This window comes from Miniimonas sp. S16 (assembly GCF_057748195.1).
This window is the reverse complement of record NZ_CM173242.1, coordinates 1,031,781-1,048,103: the sequence shown is the minus strand read 5'-3', so window position 1 is coordinate 1,048,103 and position 16,323 is coordinate 1,031,781. Positions and strand designations below refer to the sequence as shown.

Sequence of the window (16,323 nt, the reverse complement as noted above, 5' to 3'; positions counted from 1 at the left end):
GCCTCAGACCTCGGGCTCGGCTCCCACGTCGCCCTGGACCGCGACGAGCCGTGCGCGACCCTCGGCGAGCGCGTACTCCACGCCGACGACGGCGAGCCGCCCTTCTGCGACGGCGTTCGCCAGCGCCTGGGAGTAGGCCGTGAGCGTGCGCGTGGTGTTCGTGACGTGCTCGCGCAGGATCGCCTCGCCGGACGGGCGGTGCGAGGGACCGAACGCGAACGCCGACTCCAGCGAGCGGCGCGTCATGATGCTCGGGATCACGCGGTCGACGATCGCGCGGACGAAGCCCGGGGGCATCTCGCCGGTCTCCAGCGCCGTGATCGCCGCCTGCACCGCGCCGCACGAGTCGTGCCCGAGCACCACCACGAGCGGCGTCCCGAGCACCTCCACGCCGTACTCGATCGAGCCGATCACGGTGGTGTCGATGACGTGCCCCGCGGTGCGCACCACGAAGGCGTCACCCAGGCCCTGGTCGAAGATGATCTCGGCCGCGAGCCGGGAGTCGGAGCAGCCGAAGATCACCGCGAACGGGTGCTGGGAGGAGCTCAGGGACTCCCGATGCGCCACCCCCTGGGACGGGTGGGCGGGTTCGCCGGCCACGAAGCGTGCGTTGCCGGCGGTGAGCGCCGCCCAGGCCTGCGCGGGCGTGGTGGGGCGCTGCTCGCCGTCGGGCGAAATCGGTGCGTCCGGAGTCGTCACGCGTCGTCCCTTCCGGGGGCGTTGAGAAGCTCGAGGCGGGTCGGGGGGTTGGCCCCGGGACGCGAGACCGTGATCGCGGCGATCGCGGCGGCCTGGCCGAGCAGGGTGAGCAGCACGGACGGCCCGACGGCGGCGATCGCCTCGTGCTTGTCCGCCCCGACGAGGCCGGTGGACCACAGGCCGTCGATGAGGCCGCCCATGAACGAGTCGCCCGCACCGACGGTGTCGGCGACGGTCACCGACGGCGCCGGGACCTCCGCCTCGACGCCGTGGGCGGTGGTGGCGAAGGAGCCCTCCGCCCCGAGCGTCACGACGACGAGCGCGGGCCCGCTGGCCGCCCACGCCCGCGCGACGTCGCGAGGGTCCTTGCCCGGCTCGAACCACGCGAGGTCCTCGTCGGAGACCTTGACGACGTCGGCGCCCGCGACGAGACCGAGCACGCACTCGCGCACCTGCGCCGCGCTGCCCATGATGCTCGGGCGCAGGTTCGGGTCGTACGTGATGATCGCGCGGTGGCGCGCGGAGCCGATGAGCGCGGCGGCCTTGTCGGCCCCGGGCTGCAGCACGGCGCCGATCGAGCCGAGGTGGACGACCACGACGTCGTCCGCGACCTGGTGGTCGGGGTAGTCGATGGTGAGGTCGAAGTCGTAGGTGGCGGAGCCGTCGTCGGCGATCGTGGCGGCTGCGGTGGACGTGCGCTCGGCACGCTGGGAGCCCGAGGCGATCCGCACACGGCTGCTCTCGAGGTGGTGGCGGACCTGGTCGCCGTACTTATCCTCGCCGAGCCAGGTGAGCAGCTGGACGTCGCGGCCCAGCCGCGCGAGCCCGATGGCCACGTTGGCGGGGGAGCCGCCGGGGTAGACCTCGGGCTCGGCGCCGGGGCGCTGCACGATGTCGACGAGCGCCTCGCCGATGACGAGAGCCTGCATCAGTCCTCCTTCACCGACGGCGCAGTGCTGGTGCGCTGCGCTGCGCCGCCCTCGGCCAGCCGGTCCGCCGGGCGGTCGGTCGCGGCTCGCAGGCGCTCGCGGGCGCCGTCCAGCCAACGCTGGCAACGGGCGGCCAGCGCCTCGCCGCGCTCCCAGAGGGCGAGGGAGTCCTCGAGGGTGGCCGCCCCCTGCTCGAGGCGCTGGACGACGTCGACGAGCTCGGCCCGTGCCTGCTCGTAGCTCAGGGTCTCGACGTCGGGACTGCTCTCACGTGCGGTGGTGCCGGACACGGTGCTCACGTCCTCCATCCAAGCAGATCAGGCGGGGTTCGCCGGGGTGCGGACCAGTGTGAGTCGGCCGTGGGCGACGACGGCCTCGAGGCTCGCCCCGGGTTCGACCTCCGCCTCGTCGCGCACGACGGCGCCCCCGGGGGTGCGCAGCACGGCGTACCCGCGTTCGAGGGTCTGGGCGGGGGAGAGCGCACGGACCTGCGCGGCGAGCCGGGCCACCTCGCCGGAGCCGCGGGCGAGGCGGGCGTCGAGGTGGTGGCGCATGGTTCGAACGTCGTGGCCGAGCCGCTCCTCGTGCGTGCGGATCAGCACCTCGGGATCGGCGAGCACCGGGCGGCTGCGCAGGGCGTCCAGGCGTTCCTGCTCCCCGGCGACGCGGCGGGTGACCGCGGCGGTGAGCCGCTGACGGGCGACGGCGAGGCCGTGTCGCTCCGCCACGACGTCGGGCACGATCCGCTTGGCCGCGTCCGTGGGGGTGGAGGCGCGGTAGTCCGCTACGAGGTCGAGCAACGGCGCGTCGGTCTCGTGGCCGATCGCCGACACGACGGGCGTGGTTGCGTTCGACACGGCGCGCACGAGCGCCTCGTTGGAGAACGGCAGGAGGTCCTCCACGCTGCCGCCGCCGCGGGTGATGACGATGACCTCGACGCTCGGGTCGGCGTCGAGCTCGGCGAGCGCGCGGGAGACCTCGGCGACGGCCTTCACGCCCTGCACCGCGACCTGGCGGACCTCGAACCGGACTTCGGGGAACCGCTCGCGCGCGTTGACGAGCACGTCGTCCATCGCCTTGGCCTCCCGGCCGCAGATGAGGCCGATGCACGAGGGCAGGAAGGGCAGCCGGCGCTTGCGCTCGACGTCGAACAGGCCCTCGGCGGCGAGGACCCGGCGCAGCTGGTCCAGCCGAGCGAGGAGCTCTCCGAGGCCGACCGGCCGGATGGCGTTGGCCTGGAGCGTGAGGTCGCCACGCTTGGCGTAGAAGGTGGGTCGGGCGTGCACCACGACGTGGCTGCCGGTGGTCAGGGGAACCGAGAGCCGATCGAGCACCTGGGAGTAGGCCGTCATCCGCAGCGACATGTCGGCATCGGTGTCCCGCAGCGTGAAGAAGCTCATCCCGGAGCGCCGGTTGGACTCGACGATCTGGCCCTCGACCCAGACCGGCGCCATCCGTCCGATGTACTCGGCCATCTTGGCCGACAGAAGGCGCAGCGGCCACGGACGCTCGGCGGTGGTGTCGAGCGCCTTCTGCGGGAGCGGCTGCGGGCCGGCGTCCCTCGCCGTGTCGGCCGGGTCCGGGGAGGAGGTCACGGGTCCAGCCTGCCGCATGCCCCCGACGAGCGAGGCTGCGTCGTCCACAGGCTCAGGCGTGCCGGCGGTCGCGGTCCTCGCGAGAGCCGGGCTCGAGCGCCTCGGCGCTCGCGAGCTCGGTGAGCTCCGCGAGCAGGTCGTCGCCCTCGAACGGGTCGGTGGCGGCGAGGACCCGCTCCCGCTCCGCGCGCTGGGCAGCGAGCTCGTCCTCGCACGGCTCAGCGTGCTGGGAGGGCTCGGTGGACTGGGTGGGCTCGGTGGACTGGGTGGGCTCGCTCTCGGTGGGCCCGGGGTGCTGGGTGGTGTGCGCGGGCTCGGCGGGCTGCGCCTCGAGCTCGCCCCCGGCCGGCTGCGCGGGCGCGGCGGGCAGCAGGTCGGCCGGGATCTCTCGCAGGTCGGCCTTCTGCGCCGGGACAGCGAGCACCTCCAGGGGAGCGGGCACCTCGAAGGCCGCCTCGAGCCCCTGCGTGGCGCTGAGCCGACGGACCTGCGTGACGACGTTGCGGTCGAGCGAGCTGCTCATCGCGTTGAACGCCTCGACGGTGGAGTTCAGCCGCTTGGCGAGCGTGTCCAGGTGCTTGCCGAACGTGGCGAGCCGCTTGTGCAGCTCCCGGCCGACCTTGAAGACCTCGGCGGCGTCCTTGGCGAGCCGTTCCTGCCGCCACGTGTAGGCCACGGTGCGCAGCAGCGCCACGAGGGTGGCGGGGGTGGCCGGCACGACGTTCTTGCCGAAGGCGTACTCCAGCAGCGTCGGGTCCTGCTGGAGCGCGGCATCGAGGAAGACCTCGGAGGGCACGAACATCACGGTGAACTCGGGCGTCGCGTCGAGGTGGGACCAGTACTCCTTGCCGGAGAGCTGGTCCACGTGCGTGCGCATGTGGCGGGCGTGCGCGGCCAGGCGGTCGGACCGCGTCCGGTCGTCCCGCGCCTCCATCGCCTCGAGATAGCCGTTGAACGCCACCTTGGAGTCCACGACCACCTGCTTGCCGTCGGGCAGCGTGACGACGAGGTCGGGACGCAGCTTGCCGTCCTCGAGCCGCACCTGCTCCTCGAAGGAGACGTGCTCGACCATGCCGGCGGCCTCGACCGTGCGGCGCAGCTGCATCTCGCCCCACTGGCCGCGCACCTGCGGCGCGCGCAGCGCGGTGACGAGCGCGCTCGTCTCCGTGCGCAGCTGGTCGGAGGTCTCGCGCATGCCCTTGACCTGCTCGGCGAGGGAAGCGTGCGCGGCGAGCCGGGACCGCTCCGCCGACGTCATCTCCTCCTTGACCTGCGCGAGAGTCTTCTCCAGCGGCTCCACCAGGTTCTTCACCGCGGCCTCGCGCTTGGCGAGCTCCGCCGCCTGCTCGACTCCCGTGCGCTTGAGCCGCTCCTCGGCCTGCTCGAGGAACGTCTTGGCGTTGGCGTCGAGCGCCTGCTTCGACAGCGCCGCGAACTCGTCCGCCAGGCGCTTCTGGTCTGCCTTCACCTCTTCGAGGCGGCGCTCCGCGTCCTCGCGCAGGGTCAGGACCTCCTGGCGCCCTCGCTCCTCGAGGGTGCGGACCGTCTCGGCGGCGCGCTGCTCGGCCCGGCGCAGCTCCTCGGCCGCGCGCTCCTCGGCCTCGGCGAGCGTCCGGGCGTGCCGACGCTCGGCGTCGCCCAGGCGTGCCGCGGCGTCCTCGCGGGTGCGGGTGAGCTCGGCGTCGGCGGCCGCGCGCTGGTCGGCGAGGCGCTGGGCGGAGGCGCGCTCCGCCGTCGTGACCGCGTCCTCCGCGGCGGCGAGCCGCGTCCGCAGCGACGCGAGCTCCTCGGAAGCGGACGCGCGGCCGGCGACCAGGCGTGCGGAGGCGACGAAGTAGCCGGCGACGCCACCCACGGCGACCCCGACCACCAGCATGAGAAGGCCCAGCAGATCCATGCGAGAAGTCGACCACGGACCACCGACATCGCGGACGACGACGGGCCGCCGACCCCCCGATCGGGCGGCACGGACGGGGGTGCCGAGGGCGGTGTCCAGCCGGGATCCCCGTAGAATCGCGGCCCGTGGCACTCACTATCGGCATCGTCGGCCTGCCCAACGTCGGCAAGTCCACCCTCTTCAACGCCCTGACCCGTGCGCAGGTGCTCGCCGCGAACTACCCGTTCGCGACGATCGAGCCGAACGTCGGTGTCGTGCCGCTGCCGGACCCGCGCCTGACCACGCTCGCCGAGGTGTTCTCCTCCGAGCGGATCGTGCCGGCCACGGTGTCGTTCGTAGACATCGCGGGCATCGTCAAGGGCGCGAGCGAGGGGGAGGGCCTGGGCAACCAGTTCCTCGCCAACATCCGTGAGGCGGACGCGATCTGCCTGGTCACGCGCGCGTTCGCCGACCCCGATGTGGTGCACGTGGACGGCCGGGTCGACGCGCTCGCCGACGTCGAGACGATCATCACCGAGCTCGTGCTCGCCGACGTCCAGACGCTGGAGAAGGCGATCCCGCGGCTGGAGAAGGAGGTCCGCGGCAAGAAGACGGACGCCTCGGTGCTCGCGACGGCGCAGCAGGCGCTCGCCCTCCTGCTCACCGGCGAGACGGTCGCCGCCCACCGCGCGGACTTCGACGAGGAGGCGCTCGCGCACTTCGGGCTCATGACGGCCAAGCCCTTCATCTACGCGGTGAACACGGACGAGGCCGGGCTGGCGGACACGACGTTCCAGGAGCAGGTGCGCTCCCAGCTCGCACCCGCTGACGTGATCTTCCTCGACGCCAAGTTCGAGTCCGAGCTCTCCGAGCTCGAGCCCGAGGACGCGGCCGAGATGCTGGCGGACTCCGGGCAGGAGGAGTCCGGCCTGGACCAGCTGGCCCGCGTCGGGTTCCACACGCTCGGGCTGCAGACGTACCTCACCGCAGGGCCGAAGGAGGCGCGCGCGTGGACGATCCGACGCGGCTGGACCGCCCCGCAGGCTGCCGGCGTCATCCACACCGACTTCCAGAAGGGTTTCATCAAGGCCGAGGTGATCGGCTTCGAGGACCTCGTGGCAGCCGGGTCGGTCGCCGCGGCGCGGGCGGCGGGCAAGGCGCGCATCGAGGGCAAGGACTACGTGATGGCCGACGGTGACGTCGTGGAGTTCCGGTTCAACGTGTGAGCCGTCCCCGGTCGTTGAGCGAGCGGAGCGAGACGAAACACCGTCTTGTAGGCTTCCTCGCATGGTTGCGTTCCTCAATGACTCTGCGAACTCAAGGCCGACGCTGGCGTGAGCGATGCAAGGATGAGGGAGCGACACCTGCTCTCATTGCACGGGTGGGATAGGGGCGCGCTCGCCGAGTTCTTCGAACTTGTGGATCAGTACAGAGCCGGTACCGGGCCGCGGTTCAATGCTGCGGCGGCCATGTTCTTCCCACCCTCGAGTCTGCGCACGCGATTCTCGTTCGAGCGGGGTGCTTCACTTATGGGCATACAGCCAGTCGTTTTCCCGCCGGAGACGCTCGACAAGAGCGAGGACCTGATCGACGTGGCGGGGTACCTCGGGCAGTGGTCGGACCTCATGGTCGTGCGGCACGCCGATATCCGTGTTCTTGAGCGGCTGGCCGCGGCTGGCGCGCTACCCATCGTCAATGCGATGACGGCGGTCAATCATCCTTGCGAAGTTCTGTCGGATCTTTATGCGCTGTCACTGGAAGCGGATCCCACACAGCTCCGCTTCCTGTTTGTTGGTGCGGACGGGAATATCGCACGCGCATGGTGGGAGGCCGCTGAAGTCTTCGAGCTCGACATTCGGCAGAGTTGCCCCGCTGGTCTGCGCGTCGATGGGATGCCGTGGGTGGAGGAGCTTCAAGATGCGATATCAATCGCCGATGTGGTGATCACTGACGGTCCAGGTTCCTACGTTGACGAGCTCGCTTCGTACCGAGTCACGGCTGAACTGATGGATTCCTCTCCGCGTGGGGTCCGACTCATCCCATGCCCTCCGTTCGTCCGTGGCAGAGAAGTCAGCGCTGACGCAATCTCGCACGGTGCGTTCGTCGGCTATGAGTTCAAGCGATACTTGATGCCGGTGCAGCAAGCTGTGATGGCAAGAGCGCTCACATACCGCTAACCGTGACGTAACCCGGTAGAGTTCCGCTTCAACGTGTAGCGCCATCGACGCTACGCGCCATGCGCTGAGGCTGGTCTCGGGCGATCTGGTTGAGACCGACGTGCGTCGCATGGCCGCGCAGCACGACGGACGCCCAGACTGCGGCAATCTGCCGGGTCCACCCGCCCCGCGTGCGCGACGCGGAACGCCAAAGACTTCGCTCAGACCGGCGTCGAGCTGGTCGATCCGTGGTCCGCGTCGTGGGCACAGGCGGTGTCAGGAATCACGCCCGGTCCTCACCCGCCGGACGGCGCGGACGCCGGCGTGCTGAGTGAGGCCAGCACGCGGTCGAGCGTCGCGAGCGCGTCGGTCCCGCGGATGTCGGCCCCGATCCGCGCCGCGGCCTCGCGGTAGCGCGGCTCGCGGAGCACGCGCTCGACGGCGTTCGCCACCTTGGCGGGCTTCGGCGCGTTCGTCCGCAGGTTGATGCCGACATCCGACCAGCCCACCCGTGCGGTCACCTCGATCTTGTCCTCGGTCTGTCCGGCGACGACGAGCGGCACCCCGTGCGCCAGCGCCTGCTGCACGCCGCCGTACCCCCCGTTCGTCACGATCACGTCGAGCTTCGCGAACAGCGCGCCGTACGGCAGGTACCGCTCGACGCGGACGTTCGCCGGCACGGGGCCGACGTCCTCGACCGGCCGACCGCCCGTCGAGACCACCACGATCACGTCGCGGTCGGCGAGCCCGTCGATCGTCGGGCGCACGAGCGAGCCGAAGTCGGTGTTGGCGACCGTGCCCTGCGTCACGTGCACGACCGGGCGCTCGCCGTCGAGCTCGTGCCACCACGTCGGCAGCTCGGTCGAAGCGCCCGCTGCGGAGGGCAGCGGCCCCGTGAAGTGGACCGTGGCCGGGAGGTCCGAGCGCGGGTACTCGAACGACGGCACGGTGAGCTGGGCGATCGCGTCGGCCCGCGCCGGCCACTCCAGGAAGGAGCCGCCGAAGGTCCGTCCGACGAGGTCCTGCGCGAGCCGGTCGGCCTCTGTGTTGACCGGCCCGAAGATCACGTTCCGCGTCACCGCGGCCAGAACGCGGTTGCGCAGGCGACCGACCGGACCCCGCATCGGGGTCATCCCGATACCGAACGGTGCGGTGTCCCGGCTCGGCGTGCCGAGCGGGAAGATCCCGAGCACGAGCAACGGCGGGCGCTCCTCGCGAGGACGGAGGGCGAGCAGCGCTGCACCGAGGAACAGACCCTCGGTGATCACGGCGTCGACCGGTTCGGCGTCGAGGGCGGCCGCGAGCGCGCCGTACTGCGCGCGACCGGGCGCGAGGAAGAGGTGCCGCATGTCGTAGCGGATCCCGGCGGGCCCCTTGAGGTTCGCCCGCTCCGGGAAGAGGTCGCCGGCGCGGTCGAGGTCGATGTCGGCCTCGGCGGGGACCGCGAGGAACTCCGCGCCCGCAGCCACCACGTCGGCGCGGTAGCGAGACCCGGTCAGGACCCGGACCCGGTGTCCCGCCGAGAGCAGGTGACGCGCGACCGCGAGCGCCGGCACGACGTGCCCGTGCGCCGGGGTGATGCAGAGGAGATACGAGGCCATGGTGTCCTCCGGTAGGGTTTGGCTTGCTCAATCAATGATTCACTACACCTGGAGGTTGGTCAATATGTCGGCCACCCCTTCCCGCGTCTACCGCTCCGAGCTGCGAGCCGAGCAGGCCGAGCGCACGCGACGCCGGATCCTCGAGGCCGCAGCCGCCGAGTTCTCCGAGCGCGGCTACCAGGCGACGACGATGGCGGCCATCGCCCGGGCGGCCCGCGTGTCCACCGAGACGGTCAAGTCGGCGGGCTCGAAGGCCGAGCTGCTCATCGGCGGTTTCGAGATCACGTTCGCCGGGCAGGAGGGCGCCGACAGCCTGGCGGACACCGAGACGGCCGCGCCGGTGTTCGAGCTGCCCGACGATGCCGTCCTGACCGCGGTCGTCGGCCTCGTCACGGCAGCGAACGCCGCGAGCAGTCGGCTCTGGACGGTCCTGCTGGGCGCGTCGCTGTCCGACCCCGTGGTCGACGAGGCTCTGCGGCGCATGCTGGAGCACCGCCGTCGGGACTTTCGCCTGCTCGTCACGGAGCTGGTGCGCCGCGGGCTTGCCGGCGGCGCCGACGGCGAGCTCGACGTCGAGCGCACGGCGGACCAGCTCTCGTTCCTCATGTCGCCGGAGGGGTACCAGCAGCTCGTCGACCAGTCGGGGTGGTCGCCCGAGGACTACCGCGCGTGGGTGCACGACGCCGTGCTGCGCGTGGTGCGCGGGTGAACACGTACGCGATGACCGAGCAGCCACGAACCGTGACGCGTGATCGGTTCGTCGCCGACGCCGACGCCGACGCCGGGATCGTGGACGCCGCGACGATGCGAGAGGTCGACGGCTGGCTCCGCGACTTCCTCGCGCTGCCGTAGATGGTCGACGACATCGACGGGCATGAGGCCGTCCTCGGACGCCCTCGCCGGCCATCGCCGATGGGCGGCGGGCGTCCGGTGCGCGCGGACCTCGCCGCGTTCGACGGGATGCCCGACGGCGTGGACGACGTCCTGCCCGCCAGCGGACGTGTGCGCCTGCTCATCGTGGGCGTCAACCCCGGCCTGTGGACCGCGGCGGTCAACGCCCCGTTCGCCTTTCCCGGGAACCGGTTCTGGCCGTCGCTGCACCGAGCCGGCCTCACCGAGCGGCTGGTCGACGCCGCCGCGGGACTCAGCGCCGACGACGAGGCGCAGCTGCTCGGCCGCGGCATCGGCATCACCAACCTCGTCGGGCGGGCGACGGCGCGGGCCGACGAGCTGACCCGAGACGAGCTGCGCGCGGGCGGGGCCCGGCTCGTCGAGCGACTGACCCGGCCGGGCGTCTCGCAGAGCTCCGACGCGAACGCCGAGCACGGCGCCGGCCCGAGCGTGAATCCTCACCCCGGCCTGCGTCCGGACGCGGTCGCCGTCGCCGGCATCACCGCGTTCCGCACCGCTTTCGGTCTGCCGAAGGCGCGACTCGGCCGCCAGGACCCCGCCCTCGTCCCCGGCTGGCCGCCCGGCGTCGCGCTCTGGGTGGTGCCGCAGCCCAGCGGCCTCAATGCGCACGCGACCGTCGACTCGCTCGCCGGCCAGTGGCGCGAGGTCTGGTCCTCACTGCCACCGGTTTAGCCACCCCGCGCAGGCTTCTCGTCGAGTAAGTGGTACCGTTTTCCCGTACAAGTCGCCCACCGACCAAGGCGGTCCGATGTCCATCAGTGCGAGCGAGGCGCGCAAGACCCTCTTCCCGCTCATCGAGAGGGTGAACGACGACCGCGAGGCGATCGAGATCGTCTCGCGGCGCGGCAACGCCGTCCTCATGGCGGCCGACGACTACGCCGCGTGGCAGGAGACGGCCTACCTGTTCCGATCGCCCGCGAATGCGCGCCGGCTTCTGGACGCGTTCGAGCGTGCCCGCGAGCACCAGACAGAGGCGCACGAGCTCGACCAGGCGGACTGAGTGCGACTCGTCTGGGACCGCTCGGCCTGGGAGGACTACACGTACTGGCAGGCGGCCGACCGACGGGTCCTCAAGCGGATCAACACGCTGATCGAGGCGTGCCTGCGCGAGCCGGCCCACGGCATCGGCAAACCCGAGCAGCTCAAGTACGGCGCCCAAGGCGCCTGGTCCCGGCGGATCACAGACGAGCACAGGCTCGTGTACCTCGTCGACGGGGACGACCTGGTGATCCTCCAGGCGCGCTACCACTACTGAGCGAACACGCGGCTGCGAGTCCACCACCGACCGAGATCCGGCGCGCCCGCCTGCGTCAGGAGGTCGACGAGCCGCCGGGTGCCGCTCCGTCGCCCGGGGGAGTCCCCCCACCGGGAGCGCCGGCGCCCGCGCCGCCACCCGTCCCGGACGCGGCCTGCTGCGTGACGCTCCCCGCGTAGTCGTTGCTCGGGTCGCGGTAGATCGTGTGCACATGGCCCCAGCCCGAGGTGCTCACGCCCTCGACGTCCGCCCCCGCGGAGCCCTGCTGCGCCTGGAACGCGACGTAGACGTCGGGCCCGGAGATCGAGAAGCTGATGCCGTTCCCGGTGGTCATGTCGTAGGTCGTCTCGCCCGACCACGCGATCACCGTCTCGTCGAGCGTCGCCTCGATCTGCGCGAGCGTGGTCGCGGTGGTCTCCTCGTAGGCCATGCCGGCCCAGTTGGCGACGAGCTCGAGCAGCAGCTGCTTCTGCTCGTCGGTGATGTCCGACCCCGTGAGCCCGGACCCGGTGGCGAAGTCGCACGCGTCGCCCGGGGCGCACATGCTCACCTCACCCGAGGTCAGCGTGGCCTGCTGCTCGGCCGTGAGGCTGTCGAAGAACGCGAACGCGTCGGTGTAGATGCCGTCGAACGGCTGGACCTCCTCGCCGTCGTCGTTCGTGTAGACCGCGGGCTGCACGCCGAGGTGGGTGGGCGCGAACGTGATCGTGCCGCCGTCGCCCGCGGAGCCGTTGAGGTCCGCGTTGATGCCCAGGAGGCGAGCACGCCGGCTCCGCGACGGGGAGCGGCCTGGGGGGAGGTCGAGGTGGTCATGGCAGCACGGTGCTCACCGATCGTGTGCGTCCGCTGTGCGCGCTCTGGGTCCCGCCTTCGACGTGCGCCCACCCCGCACCACGCACGACGGCGAGCTCGCCCGCGGCGGCGAGCACCGGTCCGCGGGGCGCGAGACGCCGTGCCGGCCGCTCGGACACCGGCACTACATTCGCGACCATGAGCGAGGTCAGCACGCCCTCCCCCTGGAGCCCCGCGTGGCTGCGCGAGCGGGTCGCCGCGAACGTCGCGGGGGAGAAGGGCCTGGAGACGCTGGCTCTCACGTGCGGCGCGCTCGCCTTCGTCGTCGGGGCGCTCGTGAGCATCGCGGTTTTCAACCTTCGGCCGGTCCCGATCGAGGGACCAGGCTCGCTCGGCCACCTCGTCGCGCTCTCCTGTGGTGTCGCCGGCACCCTCGCCTTCGTCGCCGGGCAGCTGGTGCTTGCGCGGCGCGGCGCCGCCCGGCCGGTGAGAGGTGTCCTCGACGTCGTGGACCTGGTGGCGATCGCCGTCGCGCACGGCGCCGTGGCGCTGCTCCTGGCGACCCTGCTCGCGGAGATCTTCGCGCTCGGCTTCGTCGGCGCGAGCGTCTACCCGCTCAGCGGCGTCGTCCTCGCCGGCGCCGTGCCGGCCGTCGCCGCCTACCTGACCTTCACCTCGGCGACGCACCTGTCGCTGCAGAGCCTCGCCGTCGTGCTCGCGGCGTTCCTCTCGATGGGCGTGCTCACCTCGACGATCACCGCAGCGGACCCGCAGTGGTGGCAGGTGCACCTCAGCGAGCTCGGGACGACCGGGGACCTCTCGGCGTCCGCCTTCAACGGCACGCTCGTCGTGGCGGGCATCCTCGTGACGGTGCTCGCGCGCCGGTCGGCCGACCTCATCCCGAGCCCGGTCCGCAGCGGCCGCGAGCGGGTCCGGCTCTGCCTCGTGCTCGTGGGGGTCTTCCTCGGCTGCGTGGGGACCTGCGTGCCGTGGCGGCGCTCGCAGGGGACGCCGCCTCGGACATCCCGGTGAACCCGCCCGACGGCGAACCGGACGCCGCGTAGGTCGGCTCCGGCCCGCTCAGCTCGCGGGGGCGGACCCGGCGGGCTGCTCGTCCCGCGAGGCGCGCGGGTCCCACTCGGGGCAGTCGGCCGTCGCGTCATCCTCGTCGACGTCGACAGCCTCGACGGCGACCGCGTCGTGCTCGGCACCCGCACGGCCCTCGGCGACCTCGTCCCGCTCCGGCGCGGCGGCCGGACCGCCCAGCTCGGGCTTGCGCAGGAACCACCGGACGACCTCAATGAGGAGCCACACGATGAGGAGGTTGCGGGCCGCGAGCGTGAGGGTCATCCCAGGAACGCCGTAGACGAGTGCCGGGTAGGACCACGGGAAGATGAACTGGGTGACGAACGCGACGACGAGCACGGCCGCGGCGGTACGGCGCCACCCGCGCAACCCGTAGGCGAGCGCGACCGCCACGGGCGGCGCGATCCAGCCCACGAACTGGGGGCTGAACACCTTGTTCGTGACGAGCAGGATGAGCACGACGAGCAGGCCGCCGTGCGTGACCATCTGCAGGCGCGCGGCGGGAGTCCAGAACCGGCGGCCGGCCCGCACGCGCCAGGCGATCATGAGCGCGACCGCGCCGGCGATCGCGATCGGGAGCGCGACGTCGAGGAAGGTTCCGGCCGCCGGGGTACCCGGCCCGTGCACCTCGTACGTGATGATCTGCCGGTTGTAGAGGCGCGGGAAGGTGTCCGGGGCGAGGAGGCCGGCGAGCATCCACGGCGTCGCGCCGACGGCCTCGAGCTGGAGCCCGCGCTCGCCCTGCTCGGCGAGGAACGACGCGAGCTGGTCGGTCCCGCCGAGTGCTACGACCGACCCGGCAACCACGAGGCAGACCGCCGCGGCGGGCAGCACGACGTCGCGCCACGGACGCCGGCTCGCGATGACGAGGGGGAGCATGAGCGCACCCGGTGCGACCTTGATCCACGCGGCGGCGGTGAGCAGCGCCGACGCCGTTCGTGGATGGTCCACGGCGCGCAGCAGCGCGAGGATCACGAGCGGCGCAACGATCGCGTCGAGCCGGCCGAGCGCCACGGGGCCGAGGAAGGCGATGAAGCCGACCCACCACCACGCCGCGGTGAGCCCGCGACCCCGGCGCAGCAGGGCTCCGACGGCGATCGCGTCGAGACCGGTGACGAGCAGGATCCATGCGATGAGGAAGACGGTGGCGCTGCCCGGCACGAGACCCGCGAGGGTCATCGGGACGAGGGCGCCCGCCGGGTACACCCAGTCGAAGTCGAGGACCGGCCACCACCCGGTCGCGAAGCCGTCGACGATCCAGCGGCGGTAGAGCGAGAGGTCGCCGTACCCACCGGGCCGGTTCACCAGGCCGACGACGAGCAGGCCGCCATGCACGACGGCGAACGTCGTCCACAGCCACGCACGGGAGGCCAGGGCAGTTCTCGTGACCTCACCGGCGCGCACACGCACGGGCTCGGGCACGAGCCCGGTCAGGAGTGACGACACCGGTCCACTCTCCCAAACCCGCGGCGCCTGCGGTGCGGAGATGCTGTGTGGGATGTGTCTCCGAGGTCGTGCTCGGCACCGCGGCCGTGGTCGAGCGAGCGTGCGCCGCGACGTCGCCTACGTCGTCGCGGCGCGCAGCTCCTCGAGTGCGGAGCGCACCCGCCTGAGCACCGCGCGCAGGCGCTCGCTGTCGCGGTAGCAGCCGAAGACGATCCTCAAGCAGCCCGCGCCCGACGCACCGTACGCCGCTCCGTCGTTCACGATGACGCGGGCCGAGTCGAGCACGTGCGCGGCAACATCGGCGCCCGAGCCGAGGGACGACACGTCGAGCCAGAGCAGGAAGCCGCTCTCCGGCCAGGTCGCCCGGACGCCCTCGATCTGCCCGAGCTCCTGCCATGCGATGTCTCGGTGCGCGAGCAGCGCGTCTCGAACGCCGGGCACGATCGTCGGGTCGGTGAGTGCGGCGAGCGCACCGGCCTGAGAGACGGTGGAGGTCGCGCCCACGACGTTGACCGCCGCACCGTAGTAGAAGTCCATCAAGGCTTCATCGGCGACGAGGTACCCGACTCGGAGTCCGGACAGGCCCAGACCCTTCGACAGCGAGAAGACTGTCACGGTGCGGGCCCACATCCCGGGGAGCGCGGCGGGGGTCACCATCTCCAGGCCGTCGTACACGTGATCCTCGAACGCCTGGTCGCACACCAGCATGAGGTCGTGCTCGACGATCCAGCGCGCGAGCGCCTCGAGACGCTCGCGGCGGAACACCGTCCCGGTCGGGTTGTTCGGATGGGTCAGAAGGACCACGCGTGTGCGATCCGTGCGCGCCGCCTCGAACCGTGCCACGTCGAGCTGGAAGCCGGCCGCGGGGTCCAGCTCGACCGTGACGGGGACTCCGCCGAGAAGTTCGACGTCGCGCGCGTTGGAGGGGTAGGAGGGGTCGGGCACGAGGACCTCGTCTCCCGGCTCGATCAACGGCAGCAGAGCGAGCAGGAGGCCTGAGTCCGAACCGGGGGTGACCATGAGGTTGCGCTGCGGGTCGACCGTGAGGCCGTTGACCTTCGCCACCTTGTCCGCCAGGGCGCGGCGGAGGTCGAGAGCGCCGACCGGCATGGTGTAGTGCTCCGCGGATCCTCGCTCGATCTCGGCGACCATGGCCTCCCGCACCGACCGCGGCAGAGAGCGGTCGGGGAAGAACGGATCGGCCCAGGCGAGCAGGTCGTAGCCCTGTGCGAGCAGGGTGCCGGCGGTCTCGCCGACATCAGCCTTGGTCGCGGGACGCAGGAGTCCACCGGAGACGTGGCGGACGTGGCGGGCAACGCGCATCGGGAGGCTCCGGGTTGTCGGGTCGAGACGAGGTCAGCCTGCTCGACGGGGTCGGTCTGCTCGGTTCAGGGGGTGGGCGGCGTCACGCTGATCAGTACGGTCGCGGCCGCGGCGGACGTGTTGACGTAGCGGTGCGCCAGCCGCGAGTCGAATGTCAGGGACTCGGCCTGCTGTACCCGGTAGTGCTCGCCGCCGACCTCCGCGACGATCTCGCCGGAGAGCACGTAGACACACTCGGTGGACACGTGCGAGCGCGGCGCCGCTGCCGTGGCGGAGCCCGGCGGCAGGACCGCGCGCAGCACCTCCAGATCGCCTCGGCCGGGGGTGAGCCGCTCGTAGTCCACCTCGTGATGCGGTCCCCGCAGCACGGTGCGGTCACCCGGTCGGGAGAGGTGCACGAGCGGCGCGGACGGCTCGCGAAAGAGTTCCGCGACGTCGGAGTCGAAGACCTCGGCGAGCTTGCGCACCGTGGCGATGCTCGGGTCGGTGCGCCCGTTCTCGATCTGACTCAGCAATGCGGCGGAGAGGCCCGTGTCGCCGGCCAGCGATCGCAGGGAGAGTCCGCGTGACTCCCGGAGTTCGCGGAGGCGTGCGCCGATCACGGGTTCCTCCTGACGTGTACTCCGGACGACTGGTGTTCACTCTGACTGTAC

17 protein-coding genes are annotated in these 16,323 nt (G+C 72.0%); 7 read left to right on the top strand and 10 right to left on the bottom strand.

Annotation, left to right across the window (positions count from 1 at the left end):
* Positions 1-3: 3 nt before the first annotated feature.
* Genes AC3AQ1_RS04655 through AC3AQ1_RS04635 form a run of 5 tightly spaced genes read right to left on the bottom strand, consistent with a single transcriptional unit; the run spans position 4 to position 5,120 of the window.
* Positions 4-699: a carbonic anhydrase gene (locus AC3AQ1_RS04655; RefSeq protein ID WP_281285348.1), complete on the bottom strand. Its 696-nt coding sequence runs from the start codon at positions 697-699 to the stop codon at positions 4-6.
* Complete coding sequence (locus AC3AQ1_RS04650) at positions 696-1,628, bottom strand: carbohydrate kinase family protein (protein ID WP_108718017.1); 933 nt, start codon at positions 1,626-1,628, stop codon at positions 696-698. The genes AC3AQ1_RS04655 and AC3AQ1_RS04650 overlap by 4 nt, the downstream gene beginning before the upstream one ends.
* A complete protein-coding gene (locus AC3AQ1_RS04645; RefSeq protein WP_108718016.1) occupies positions 1,628-1,936 on the bottom strand; it encodes an exodeoxyribonuclease VII small subunit in 309 nt (102 codons plus the stop codon). Before AC3AQ1_RS04645 ends, AC3AQ1_RS04650 begins: the two co-directional genes overlap by 1 nt.
* Before the next feature lie 9 nt (positions 1,937-1,945).
* Positions 1,946-3,223 (bottom strand): exodeoxyribonuclease VII large subunit, encoded by a 1,278-nt coding sequence (gene xseA, locus AC3AQ1_RS04640; RefSeq protein WP_234417776.1) that lies wholly within the window; start codon positions 3,221-3,223, stop codon positions 1,946-1,948.
* 52 nt (positions 3,224-3,275) lie between these two features.
* Complete coding sequence (locus AC3AQ1_RS04635) at positions 3,276-5,120, bottom strand: DNA recombination protein RmuC (protein WP_108718015.1); 1,845 nt, start codon at positions 5,118-5,120, stop codon at positions 3,276-3,278.
* Between the two features lie 125 nt (positions 5,121-5,245).
* Between AC3AQ1_RS04635 and ychF the strand changes: the two genes are divergently transcribed.
* The gene (gene ychF, locus AC3AQ1_RS04630) at positions 5,246-6,325 is read left to right on the top strand and encodes a redox-regulated ATPase YchF (protein WP_108718014.1); all 1,080 of its coding nucleotides are present in this window, start codon (positions 5,246-5,248) and stop codon (positions 6,323-6,325) included.
* A gap of 123 nt (positions 6,326-6,448) precedes the next feature.
* Entirely contained in the window at positions 6,449-7,276 is an 828-nt protein-coding gene (locus AC3AQ1_RS04625) for an ornithine carbamoyltransferase (RefSeq protein ID WP_108718013.1), read from the top strand.
* Positions 7,277-7,551: 275 nt separating this feature from the next.
* Here AC3AQ1_RS04625 and AC3AQ1_RS04620 read toward each other — a convergent pair whose 3' ends face one another.
* Complete coding sequence (locus AC3AQ1_RS04620) at positions 7,552-8,856, bottom strand: glycosyltransferase (RefSeq protein ID WP_108718012.1); 1,305 nt, start codon at positions 8,854-8,856, stop codon at positions 7,552-7,554.
* Positions 8,857-8,920: 64 nt separating this feature from the next.
* Here AC3AQ1_RS04620 and AC3AQ1_RS04615 point away from each other — a divergent pair, with 64 nt between their 5' ends.
* The 4 genes from AC3AQ1_RS04615 to AC3AQ1_RS04600 all read left to right on the top strand — a co-directional run bounded on the left by AC3AQ1_RS04615 (position 8,921) and on the right by AC3AQ1_RS04600 (position 11,023).
* A complete protein-coding gene (locus AC3AQ1_RS04615) occupies positions 8,921-9,565 on the top strand; it encodes a TetR/AcrR family transcriptional regulator (RefSeq protein WP_108718011.1) in 645 nt (214 codons plus the stop codon).
* A gap of 143 nt (positions 9,566-9,708) precedes the next feature.
* Positions 9,709-10,440, top strand: coding sequence for a mismatch-specific DNA-glycosylase (locus AC3AQ1_RS04610; protein ID WP_234417775.1), 732 nt, complete (start codon positions 9,709-9,711; stop codon positions 10,438-10,440).
* Between the two features lie 76 nt (positions 10,441-10,516).
* Positions 10,517-10,768 (top strand): type II toxin-antitoxin system Phd/YefM family antitoxin, encoded by a 252-nt coding sequence (locus AC3AQ1_RS04605; RefSeq protein WP_108718010.1) that lies wholly within the window; start codon positions 10,517-10,519, stop codon positions 10,766-10,768.
* A complete protein-coding gene (locus tag AC3AQ1_RS04600) occupies positions 10,769-11,023 on the top strand; it encodes a Txe/YoeB family addiction module toxin (RefSeq protein ID WP_108718009.1) in 255 nt (84 codons plus the stop codon).
* Positions 11,024-11,078: 55 nt separating this feature from the next.
* Here the strand turns inward: AC3AQ1_RS04600 and AC3AQ1_RS04595 are convergent, their stop codons facing one another.
* The gene (locus AC3AQ1_RS04595; RefSeq protein WP_234417773.1) at positions 11,079-11,702 is read right to left on the bottom strand and encodes a DUF3500 domain-containing protein; all 624 of its coding nucleotides are present in this window, start codon (positions 11,700-11,702) and stop codon (positions 11,079-11,081) included.
* 311 nt (positions 11,703-12,013) lie between these two features.
* Here AC3AQ1_RS04595 and AC3AQ1_RS04590 point away from each other — a divergent pair, with 311 nt between their 5' ends.
* Positions 12,014-12,847, top strand: a complete 834-nt coding sequence (locus tag AC3AQ1_RS04590; RefSeq protein ID WP_108718007.1) for a hypothetical protein — start codon at positions 12,014-12,016, stop codon at positions 12,845-12,847.
* A 48-nt stretch (positions 12,848-12,895) separates the two neighbouring features.
* On the opposite strand, the gene AC3AQ1_RS04585 is transcribed toward AC3AQ1_RS04590, so the two are convergent.
* The 3 genes from AC3AQ1_RS04585 to AC3AQ1_RS04575 all read right to left on the bottom strand — a co-directional run bounded on the left by AC3AQ1_RS04585 (position 12,896) and on the right by AC3AQ1_RS04575 (position 16,272).
* Positions 12,896-14,347, bottom strand: coding sequence for a glycosyltransferase 87 family protein (locus AC3AQ1_RS04585; RefSeq protein ID WP_108718006.1), 1,452 nt, complete (start codon positions 14,345-14,347; stop codon positions 12,896-12,898).
* A 117-nt stretch (positions 14,348-14,464) separates the two neighbouring features.
* Complete coding sequence (locus tag AC3AQ1_RS04580; RefSeq protein WP_108718005.1) at positions 14,465-15,670, bottom strand: pyridoxal phosphate-dependent aminotransferase; 1,206 nt, start codon at positions 15,668-15,670, stop codon at positions 14,465-14,467.
* A 65-nt stretch (positions 15,671-15,735) separates the two neighbouring features.
* On the bottom strand, positions 15,736-16,272 hold the full coding sequence (locus AC3AQ1_RS04575; protein WP_108718004.1) for a helix-turn-helix domain-containing protein: 537 nt from the start codon (positions 16,270-16,272) through the stop codon (positions 15,736-15,738).
* Positions 16,273-16,323: the final 51 nt, after the last annotated feature.